This window comes from Aminobacter sp. P4_H6_2 (assembly GCF_056400805.1).
On sequence record NZ_JBFUKO010000241.1, the window covers coordinates 1 to 7,715 of the forward strand.

At 60.8% G+C, this 7,715-nt stretch carries 6 protein-coding genes and 1 pseudogene; 6 read left to right on the forward strand and 1 reads right to left on the reverse strand.

Going from position 1 to position 7,715, the window contains the following annotated elements:
• A pseudogene (locus tag AC1DUU_RS17355) lies at positions 1 to 671 on the reverse strand (hypothetical protein); the annotation flags it as partial.
• Positions 672 to 700: 29 nt separating this feature from the next.
• Here AC1DUU_RS17355 and AC1DUU_RS17360 point away from each other — a divergent pair.
• From AC1DUU_RS17360 to AC1DUU_RS17385, 6 genes are all read left to right on the forward strand, one after another.
• On the forward strand, positions 701 to 937 hold the full coding sequence (locus tag AC1DUU_RS17360; RefSeq protein WP_476784650.1) for a hypothetical protein: 237 nt from the start codon (positions 701 to 703) through the stop codon (positions 935 to 937).
• A 204-nt stretch (positions 938 to 1,141) separates the two neighbouring features.
• Complete coding sequence (locus tag AC1DUU_RS17365) at positions 1,142 to 2,689, forward strand: AbgT family transporter (RefSeq protein WP_476784651.1); 1,548 nt, start codon at positions 1,142 to 1,144, stop codon at positions 2,687 to 2,689.
• Positions 2,690 to 2,740: 51 nt separating this feature from the next.
• On the forward strand, positions 2,741 to 3,943 hold the full coding sequence (locus tag AC1DUU_RS17370; RefSeq protein ID WP_476784652.1) for a M20/M25/M40 family metallo-hydrolase: 1,203 nt from the start codon (positions 2,741 to 2,743) through the stop codon (positions 3,941 to 3,943).
• 137 nt (positions 3,944 to 4,080) lie between these two features.
• Complete coding sequence (locus AC1DUU_RS17375; RefSeq protein WP_476784653.1) at positions 4,081 to 5,916, forward strand: SLC13 family permease; 1,836 nt, start codon at positions 4,081 to 4,083, stop codon at positions 5,914 to 5,916.
• A 172-nt stretch (positions 5,917 to 6,088) separates the two neighbouring features.
• Complete coding sequence (locus AC1DUU_RS17380; RefSeq protein ID WP_476784654.1) at positions 6,089 to 7,087, forward strand: efflux RND transporter periplasmic adaptor subunit; 999 nt, start codon at positions 6,089 to 6,091, stop codon at positions 7,085 to 7,087.
• A partial coding sequence (locus tag AC1DUU_RS17385; protein WP_476784655.1) for an efflux RND transporter permease subunit occupies positions 7,084 to 7,715 on the forward strand: 632 nt, incomplete at its 3' end. The genes AC1DUU_RS17380 and AC1DUU_RS17385, both read left to right, overlap by 4 nt.

Sequence of the window (7,715 nt, forward strand, 5' to 3'; positions counted from 1 at the left end):
CGTTTGATGTGAGCGCCAACCGCATTGACATCGGCGCCAAGGCGCGCTGCCGAAAGATTGATACCGCCACGCACTTCGGCGCCACGCAGCAAAATGCCGCCACTGGCTTCGAGCCCGTCGGCATTGATCGCAGTCCCATCAGTCGAGGATACCGTCGCCCCATCCGCCTCGAAATTGCCACCCAGGCGAGCACCACCAAGACGGATTTCTCCGGAAACGGTGGCGCCGCGAATGGAAAGCCCGCCGCGGGCTTCGAGCCTGTCAGCTTGCAGGCCAGGCAACGCCGAGCCGTCGAGAAACAGATTGTCGATGATGGCTGAGCGCAGAACAAGAGAGGCGTCGAAAAAGCAATCCTTGAGACGGATGTCGCGTGGAATTCGGCAGCCTTCGAGGTCCAGAACACCTGTCACTCGGGCCCCGCTGACGCTTAGCCCCTTTTCATGCATGCGAAAGCCATGGTCGCTGCCGAGAATGAGAAAGCGCAGAAGCTCCGCGCGCACGGTTCGCGCCGGGTCGTCCCAATCCGGACGCGAGCCGTCGCCAAGCCTGTCGAACTCCCCCGACTTCAGGTTCGAAACGATCTTTGTTTCGGCTGCGTTCAGTGGCTGGAAGTCGCTGAGGCAGGACTCAACTGGAATGGCAGGTCCGGCGTCGGGCGCCTGCTCGTTCATGAGCGCGCCATCCGTTTGGCGCCGACTGCATGGCCCTGCAAAGCGTGTATCTTCGGGTTGCTCCGGTCGGCGGCTTGCGCGCAGCAGAAGGCAATGAAAACGAGATCGCTCATAGTATCGTTCCTCTCGCTTTGGCTGTCGACCGGGAACCGAATTTAGCCCAAGTCTTTGCTCCGCAATACGATGCGGCCTGTCGTCGCTTTCGCGTTACTTTGCATCAAGCGCCCGAACTGCAAAGCCTGCATCGATGCTCGGCGCCAAAATAAGACGCAATGCACAGTTTTGGAATTCTAAGCTAATCCCGCCGGCGTAGCAGCACGTTAAACACATGGAACGCAGCGTTCATTGCTGTGCACAATGAGCGTATGATGCATTGGATAGCGTCCGTGCAGGGCTAGTTCCAAGATCGTCGGTCCACCTAGTCGTTCACGGCGCTTGCGCGCAAAGCTTTGACTCAAGGGGAGCAAGTCATGACCACCGCGAATGCCGCACCAAAGACGACGATGCAGAGGCTCCTTGATGGCATCGAGCGCGTCGGGAACATGGTTCCCCATCCCGTTGTCATCTTTCTTATCCTGATTGGCATCGTTATTGCGCTGTCGGCCGTGATGGGCCTGTTTGGAACGGCCGTCACCTACGAGCGCATCAATCCAGAGACGCTCGAGATCGAACAGGCGAGCACGGCTATACGCAGTTTGCTGAATGTCGAGGGCATCCGGTTCATGTATGAATCGCTGGTACCCAACTTCATGAGCTTCACGGCCGTGGGCCTGATGATCGCCGCCATGATCGGTGCCGGCGTCGCGGAAGAATCGGGACTGGTTACCGCGCTGATCCGCAAGCTGGTGCTGGTGTCGCCGCGCTGGGCTTTGACCTACATCCTGTCCTTCGTAGGCATCCTCGCCTCCATTGCGGCGGATGCGGGCTACTTGGTGTTGATCCCACTCGCTGGCGTTGCCTATCTGGCTGTCGGACGGCATCCCCTTGCCGGCCTGGCTCTCGGATTCGCCGCCGTGGCGGGCGCGTTTACCGTCAATATGCTGATCAAGCCGCTTGATGCCGTGCTTGTCGAGTTCACCAATGACGCGGCTGCTCTCGTCGACCCCAACAGAACCATTGGCCTTGCCTCGAACGTCTGGTTCTCCATCGCTTCGGTGCTGTTTTTGACCGTGATCATTGCGTTCATCACCGACCGCATGATTGAACCGCGTCTGGGCGCCTACAAGCCGGAACAATCAAACGAAGGCGGCCCAGACGTCGGTGCTCCGCTCTCCGAGCAGGAATCGCGCGGGCTGCGTTTCGCCCTGTTCGGTTTGATCGGCCTGGCGGTGGTTTTCCTGCTTTTGACGCTGCCTTCCGGCGCACCGCTGCGCAATGCGACAACCGGCGAACTCATCGGCAACTCGCCGTTCATGAATGGCCTGATCGCGCTCATCATGCTGATGTTCCTGGTCACCGGCTGGGCGTACGGTATCGGAGCCGGCACCTTGCGAACCCTGACGGAAGTGATTGGGGCGATTGAGAAGTCGATCAGGAACATGGGCGGCACGATCTTCCTGTTCTTCGTCCTCAGCCAGTTCGTGGCCTACTTCACCTACACCAACATCGGCACGGTTATGGCGCTCAGCCTGTCCGGCGTCCTGCAGTCGGCCAATATCGGCCCACTTCCGCTGCTGCTCGGCTTCATCCTTGTCGTTGCCATCATCGACTTGCTGCTGACTGGGGCGATTGCCAAGTGGGCGATCTTCGCGCCTGTCTTCGTGCCGCTGCTGATGAAGCTCGGTGTCGAGCCGGAAGCGGTGCTTGCGGCCTACCGTGTCGGCGACTCGCCGATGAACGCGATCACCCCGCTCAACGCCTATTTCGCGCTCGTCGTTGGCTTCGCCCAGAAATACGACAAGTCCGCAGGTGTGGGCACATTGGTATCGCTGATGCTGCCCTATGTCGTGTGGATGTTCGTGCTGTGGACCGCGCTGTTTGCGGTTTGGCAGATGCTCGGTCTGCCCTGGGGCCTGTGACCGCTGGCCCAGCCCGAAACCAAGCAAAACTCAAAACGATCGGATGAAACCATGAGCAACACCTCTCAACATCTCGACGTCGCCGCAGCCGAAGAACATCTGATGCGGTTCCTCTCGGTCGAAGGCGTGACTGGTCACGAGGCCAACATTGCGGCTGCCGTCTCCGATGCGCTGCAGAAGGTCGGCGTGCCGGCGTCGGCCATCCGCTTCGACGATGCCAACAAGCGGATTCCGCTGCCTACCGAAACGGGCAATCTCATCGTCGACCTTCCGGGCACACGACCCGGTCCGCGCCTCCTGTTTTCGACACATCTCGATACGGTACCGCTCTGCGCCGGTGCCAAGCCCAGGCGGGAAGGCGACCGGATCGTGTCGGACGGCACCACAGCATTGGGTGGGGACGCCCGCACCGGCGTGGCATTGCTGGTCGTGTTGGCGGAGACGCTGATCAAGCACAAGCTGCCGCACCCGCCGATCACCTTGCTCTTCACTGTCCGCGAGGAAAGCGGCCTGCATGGCGCGCGCGAACTCAACCCTGCCGATCTTAGTGGTGCTGTCATGTGCATCAACGTCGACGGCCAATTGGCATCGGACCTGATAATTGGCGCGGTCGGGCAGGAGAACTGGGAAGTCGAGATCAAGGGCCGCGCGTCTCACGCCGGTGTGGCACCTGAACGAGGCATCTCGGCGACGATGGTCGGTGCCATGGCGCTTGCCGAGGCGCGCAGTGCGGGCTGGTTCGGCAAGGTGGTCAAGCTTGAAGGTCACGGTACGAGCAATGTCGGCATCTTTGGCGGCAAGGATGGCAAACCGGCTGGCGACGCCACAAACGTCGTTACCGACTACGCCTACATCAAGGGCGAGGCGCGCAGTCCCGAGTCCGCTTTCGCGGCCAAGATCGCAGAAGGCTATCGCGACGCCTTCRCCAAAGCCAAGGCAGCTGTGGTCGACCACGAGGGCGACACCGCCGAGGTGAAGTTCAGCCACGTAAAATCTTACCCGCCCTTCAAGCTCGAGGAAGACACACCTGTCGTGAAGCGCGCCACCAAGGCGCTCAAGATGCTGGGCATCGAGCCGAATTATCTGTTTTCGAACGGCGGCTTGGATGCCAATTGGCTCGACAAGCACGGCATCCCCACCATCACCATTGGTGCCGGTCAGGCTGAGATCCACACCATCAAGGAATATGTGAACCTTCCCGAGTTCGAGAAGGGCTGCCGCATCGGCGTKCTCATGGCGACGCTGGAAGACTAGCGCGTTGCAGAGGCCGCATGCGGCCTCTCGACATCCCGCCGTCGACGCACTTTGGCCAATGTAACGGCCAGTGCCCGGCGGCGGTCTGCATCTGAAGGTTCGGCGGCCTTGTCATGGCCCAATGAGGAGCTGAGCGATTGAGTCCCATCGCCTACACTGCCACCATCATAGCCGTTGCCATTGTACTGTTCGTCTGGAACAAGATTCCGGTCGTGTTGGTGGCCATGGGCACCGCTCTGTCGCTGTGGGCGACCGGTGTCCTGACCCTTGGCCAGTCGCTTAGTGGCCTCGGGGACCCCGCCGTCATCTTTATCGCTTCGCTGTTCATCGTAAGTTCCGGGCTTGAGGTCACTGGCGTTACCGCCTGGGCGGGTCAGCTTCTGATCCGAGGCGCTGGCGAGGAAAGCCGCACACGGCTTCTGCTTTTGACCATGCTGCTTGTGTCGCTGCTCACGGCCTTGATCAGCGTCAATGGCGCGGTCGCAGCACTGCTGCCGGTTGTGGTGGTGATCGCGGTCAGGCTCAAGCGCAACTCGTCCCAGTTGCTGATGCCGTTGGTCTTCTCCGCGCATGCCGGATCTATGCTGGCATTAACCGGTACACCAGTGAACGTGCTCGTGTCGGAAGCCGCAGCTGACGCAGGCGTGGGCAATTTCAGCTTCTTTGAGTTTGCCCTTGTTGGCATACCGCTGCTGCTGGGCACGATGGCGATCATCGTACTGTTTGGTCAACGGCTTTTGCCCGAGCGCAATGGCGCCACGATGCCCGCCGATTTCAGTCGTCATGCCAAGACGCTGGTCGAGCAATACGGCCTCGCCAGCGGCGTCTATCAGATGCGGGTCCGCGCAAGCTCGCCCTATGTCGGTGCGGCTTCATCTTCGATCCATCTCGCTGATTATCCAGGCCTGCAACTGGTTGCTATCCAGGACGGCGAAACCGCAAGTCCGACCCGCAGGCCGGTTGTGGCGGAAGGCGATCATTTGCTGCTGCGCGGCGATGCCGAAACGGCCGCGTCGTTTGCCGCCACGATGCATCTCGCGTTTCGCGAGGAAGCCAAGCCCGGGCAGGGCGAAGAGACATTGTTCAACCGTCACTCCGGCCTTGCCGAGGTGGTAATCCCGCCGCGTTCGGGCCTTGTCGGCCACAAGGTCTTTCCGGGCATGGTCACCGACAGCGGCGACCTGATCATCCTGGCGGTGCAGCGTGCGGGTGCCGAGATCGCTGCTGACAGCGCCAGCAAGGATTCCGGCGGCATTGTGCTGCAAGCCGGCGACACTATGCTGCTGCAGGGCACATGGAAGGCGCTCGATCTCCATCTAGACGATCCGGACGTTCTGGTCGTGAGCTCGCCAGAGCTCGTACGCCGCCAGGCAGTGCCGATGGGGCCGGGCGCGCGTCAGGCCATCGTCATCCTGTTTGCCATGGTCATACTGCTCGCTACGGGCATAGTCCCGCCCGCGGTCGCTGGCCTGTTGGCCGCTGGTGCGATCATCATGTCGGGTATCATGACCGTCGAGCAATCCTATCGCGCCATCGGCTGGACTACGGTCATTTTGGTTGGTGCGATGATGCCACTCTCCACAGCGATGGTGGAGACTGGCGCGGCAAAGCTGATGGCCGAACATCTGGTGAATTTCGTTGGCGATGCTGGTCCGATTGCCTTGCTGGCCGGCCTGTTCCTGCTGACTGCGATCATGGGGCAGCTCATCAGCAACACAGCGACCGCGCTGATCGTGATCCCGATCGGCGTGGCGGCGGCGACCGCGATGGGCATCTCGCCTCGTCCGGTCTTGATGAGCACTGCGGTAGCGGCTGCCGCCGCATTCCTGACCCCGATCGCAACTCCTACTAACCTGATGGTGATGGGGCCAGGTGGCTATGCGTTCAGCGATTATTGGAAGCTCGGCCTGCCGCTGCTGATCTGGTTCTTTGTCGTATCGGTTTTCATCGTGCCGCTGATCTGGCGCTTCTGACAAGGACGGACGGACCATGCGCAGCCTGAATTCACACATGCATCTCAAGAAGGGGCCTTCTTCCATGACATTGCGTCGCCCGGCATCAAGACATAGTGCCATGCTCGGCATGGCCGCTGTTACAGTTGCTTCATTTCTCCTGGTCGGATGTCAGAGGGAAGAGGAGACGGTGGTGTTGCCGCCGCGTCCGGTGAAGACGGTAACGGTGTCATTCAGCCCAGAAGACACGTTCGGTTCGCTCATCGGCGAGATTCAGCCTCGGATCGAGACCAGTTTTGGTTTCCGTCAAGGCGGCGAAATCAGGGAACGCGACGTCGAGGTGGGCGATATGGTCGAAGTCGGCACCGTGCTGGCGCGCCTGGATATCGAAGACTCTCAGGATGCCGTGCGCAAGGCGGAGGCCAATCTGTTTGCGGCCCAGTCGAATTTCGACAACGCCGACATGACACGCAGCCGTCAACAGCAGCTTTATCCAGGGACCATCAGCCGGGCTGCGCTCGATGCTGCTATCGCGCAGTCGAATGCAGCGCGCGCAGGAGTAGACGCGGCCCAAGCGGGCGTGCGCGTCGCCCAGAACAATCTCGACAACCGCGTGTTGAAATCGAATGCCGCCGGCGTGGTGACTGCTGTTGGTGGCGATGTTGGCCAAGTTGTCGGTGGCGGACAGATGGTCGTGCGCGTTGCTCAATTGGCCGAAAAGGACGCCGTGTTCCAGGTGCCCGAAGCAGCGATCCAGGATGCCAACCGCGATGTGAAGGTCGAGGCACGCTTGTTGAGTAATCCAAATAGCTTGGCGACGGGTACCGTTCGCGAAATTTCGCCGACCGCCAATCCAGTTACCCGCAACTTCACCGTCCGTGTCGCCCTCGACGCCGTGCCCGGCGATTTTCGGTTTGGCAGTGCGGTACGCGGCATGATCCAGCTGGCGGGCGAGCCCGTCGCCCGCTTGCCGATGACAGCACTGTTCAACCAGGACAATCGGCCTGCGGTGTGGGTCGTCAACCCGGCTGACAGCACCACCAAGCTGGTGCCAATTGATGTGGCACGCTTCGAAACCCAGGACTTCCTCGTTTCGAGCGGATTGAAGGATGGCGACAACGTCGTTGTCGCGGGCGTTCAACAGTTACGTCCGGCGATGCCCGTCCGCCTGCTTGCTGGAGCCGCGCAATGAACGGCGGATTCAATCTTTCTGAATGGGCGATCAAGCGCCAGGGCTTGATTATCTTCCTGATGCTGCTCGGCGCCATCGCCGGTGCCATCTCCTATGTAAATCTTGGCCGTAGCGAAGATCCTGATTTCACGGTCAAGACGATGCTGGTCCATGCTGTCTGGCCGGGCGCCACGATCGAACAGACCACCGACCAAGTTACCGACCGGCTGGAGCGGGCGCTTCAGGCGGTGCCGCGCCTCGATACCTTGCGCAGCCTGACCAGTGCTGGGCAATCGGTCATCTATGTCAGCCTTGAGGATTCGACCCCGCCCGACGAGGTTGCCGACCTGTGGTATCAGGTGCGCAAGACGATCGGCGACATGCAGACGACCCTGCCTCAGGGGGTCCGCGGTCCCTTCTTCAACGACGAATTTGGCGATACATTCGGCATCATCTACGCTTTCACCTCTGCTGATTTCAGTGACCGCGAGGTTCGAGACTGGGCATACGAGGCCCGCAACCGCCTGTTGCGTCTCGACAACATAGGCAAGGTCGAGTTCCTGGGCACCCAGGACGAGACCATCTACATCGAGTTTTCGACCCAGCGGCTGGCAAGTCTCGGCCTTAGCGCCGCCACCGTAATCAGTAC